1 rRNA gene is annotated in these 300 nt (G+C 46.7%); it reads right to left on the bottom strand.

The features are described from left to right. Window positions 1-203: 203 nt before the first annotated feature. Window positions 204-300 (bottom strand): 23S ribosomal RNA (locus tag F2P44_RS34735); the annotation flags it as partial.

The following is a 300-nucleotide window of genomic DNA, read 5'->3' as shown; positions in this document are numbered from 1 at the left end:
ACGGTCCTGTTCGGGATGGGAAGGGGTGGTACCGATTTACTATGGTCATCAGGCATAACTTGTACAGCTTGGTGCTCCCTGTTGGGCAGCACTAGCTTGAATCTGGAAGAAGTATCGTTTTATATGTCTTACTTTGGGTAGTGATCGTGCGTATCGCACAAAACACAACGCGTATTTCTTATCTCTGTACCTGCTAAGGTTATAGGGACAAGCCGTACGGGCAATTAGTATCAGTTAGCTTAATGCATTACTGCACTTCCACACCTGACCTATCAACGTCCTGGTCTCGAACGACCCTTT

This window comes from Massilia frigida (assembly GCF_011682175.1).
Classification (GTDB): Bacteria; Pseudomonadota; Gammaproteobacteria; order Burkholderiales; family Burkholderiaceae_D; genus Telluria_A; species Telluria_A frigida.
Note: the sequence above shows the minus strand (reverse complement) of the source record. Positions and strands in the feature narration are given on the sequence as shown.